The following is a 1,993-nucleotide window of genomic DNA, read 5'->3' on the forward strand; positions in this document are numbered from 1 at the left end:
TGCGCAAGGAGATCGAACGGCTGCCGGAGACCGTGCGGGACATCCCGACCGAGGACGGTGTGCGCGAGGTCGTCGCGGAACTGAACCGGCGCATCGTCGACTGCCTGCGCGCACCCGACCGGCTGCCCGTGCCGCTGCACCTCGTCGACTCCGACGACACGGTGCAGCAGTGGCGCGCGGATCGGCGTGCCGCGATCGCACAGCGCGTGGATCGGCCCGCGGCGAATCCGGTGCCGGCGCCTCCCGCGCGCATCTCTTGGTGGCGGAGGCTCTTCGCCTCAGGGTGACGGGGTGCGATCGCCGGCGGGTTCGACGCGATGAGTTCCGCTCAGGTTGCCGGTCTGTTCCTGGTACGAGGTGCACGGCACCGGCCGTGCCCGAGCGACGAGGAGCGGACATGAGCGCACCCACGATCGGCAGCATCCTTCTGGCCAGCAGCAACCCGGAACGGCTCCGCGACTGGTACGTCGCGGCACTGGCGCCGAAGGTCGAACGCACCCCGGGCGAACCCGCGTACGACGTGCTCGATTTCGACGGTTTCTACCTCATGCTCGACCGGCGCGACGACGTCGGCGGGAAGAACGCCGAGCCCGGGCGGATGATCCTCAACATCGAGGTCACCGACGCTCCGGCGATCGCGGCACGGCTCGACGACCTCGGTGCGACCTGGCTGTCGCCGCTGGAGGACCGCGACGGCAGCTGGTTCGGCACGGTTGTGGACCCGGACGGCAACTACGTGCAGGTGATCGAACTGAGCGAACGGGTACGGGCCGAGATGAGCTGAACGCGACGGCCGGTCACCGCCGTACGAGGTCCGCGACCATCCGGTCGACGGCCCCGATGCTGAGCACCTGATCCAGCGTCATGGAGGCGCACCCGATCATGCCGGACCGGTCGCCGTACGCCCAGGGCAGGATCTGCAACGTCTGCGTCGCCGTGGAAATCGCGTTGCCGTACAAGGTTTCCCGCATGCCCGCGACGAAGACGTCGTAGGCGCCGGCCATGTCTCCCCCGACCACGAGCACCTCGGGGTCGAGCAGGTTGACCGCGCCCGCGACCACCTCGCCGATGCGTCTGCCGCTGTCGCGGATCAGTCTGCGCGCCTCGGAGTCTCCGTTGCCGGCAAGTTCGACGACGTCGCGGATGTGGGTGACGCTGCGGCCCAGCGCCTCCAGGTCGCGAACCAGCGCCCAGCCGCCGGCCACGGCCTCGACACACCCGACGTTGCCGCAGCGGCACACGACGCCTTGCGCCGCAGCGATTTTCGTATGACCGATCTCCCCCACCGCGCCGACCGCGCCGCGCTGCAGCACACCACCGGAGACGATGCCCGCACGAAGCCCGGTGGAGGCCTTGATGAGCAGCATGTCGCGGAACTTGCGCCGCTCACCGAAACGCTCGGCCAGCACCATGGCGTTGGCGTCGTTGTCGACGAAGATCGGCACGTCGCCGAGAGCGGCGAAATAGGGCTGCAGCGGCACGCCGTCCCACCCGGCCATCGTCGGTGAGTTGCGGCTGCAGCCCCGGTCGACGTCGACGGTGCCGGGCAGAGCGACACCGATTCCGACGGTCTTCGGGCGTTCCGGGCCGAGGGTGTCGCGCAGCGCCCCGAGACGCGCGGCGACGAGCGGCATCAGGTCTTCGGGGTCGTTGCCGATTTCCTGTTCCACGTCGTCGGTACACAACAGACGACCGGCCAGGTCGCAGACCGCGAGCTGGGTGCGGCTGCGGCCGATCGCGGCGACGAGGACGATGCCGGCGTCGACCCCGAACGTGAGGGTCGCCGGCGGACGGCCGCCCGTGGACGGACCCTCCTCGCATTCGACGACCAGCCCGAGCGCCTGCAAGGCCGAGACCCGGGAGGCCACCGCGGTGCGGGAGAGCCCGGTGAGCTGCCCGATCTCGGTGCGAGTGGTCGCGGTGCCGGCGCGCACCAGCGCGAACACGTCACCTGCAGTCGCGGGGGCGATCGATCGGGTCGCTCGGGTCATGA

2 protein-coding genes and 1 pseudogene are annotated in these 1,993 nt (G+C 70.3%); 2 read left to right on the forward strand and 1 reads right to left on the reverse strand.

Translation table 11 applies throughout. The annotated features are described in order from the left end of the window. Together I0Q12_RS09530 and I0Q12_RS09535 are read left to right on the forward strand one after the other, a co-directional pair. Positions 1 to 287 (forward strand): annotated as a pseudogene (locus I0Q12_RS09530) (DUF1992 domain-containing protein); the annotation flags it as partial. A gap of 110 nt (positions 288 to 397) precedes the next feature. Next, entirely contained in the window at positions 398 to 784 is a 387-nt protein-coding gene (locus I0Q12_RS09535) for a glyoxalase/bleomycin resistance/extradiol dioxygenase family protein (RefSeq protein WP_197251696.1), read from the forward strand. 13 nt (positions 785 to 797) lie between these two features. Here I0Q12_RS09535 and I0Q12_RS09540 read toward each other — a convergent pair whose 3' ends face one another. After that, positions 798 to 1,991, reverse strand: coding sequence for an ROK family transcriptional regulator (locus I0Q12_RS09540; protein ID WP_197251697.1), 1,194 nt, complete (start codon positions 1,989 to 1,991; stop codon positions 798 to 800). Positions 1,992 to 1,993: the final 2 nt, after the last annotated feature.

Origin of the sequence: Rhodococcus sp. CX (assembly GCF_015865005.1) — a bacterium.
Classification (GTDB): domain Bacteria; phylum Actinomycetota; class Actinomycetes; order Mycobacteriales; family Mycobacteriaceae; genus Rhodococcus.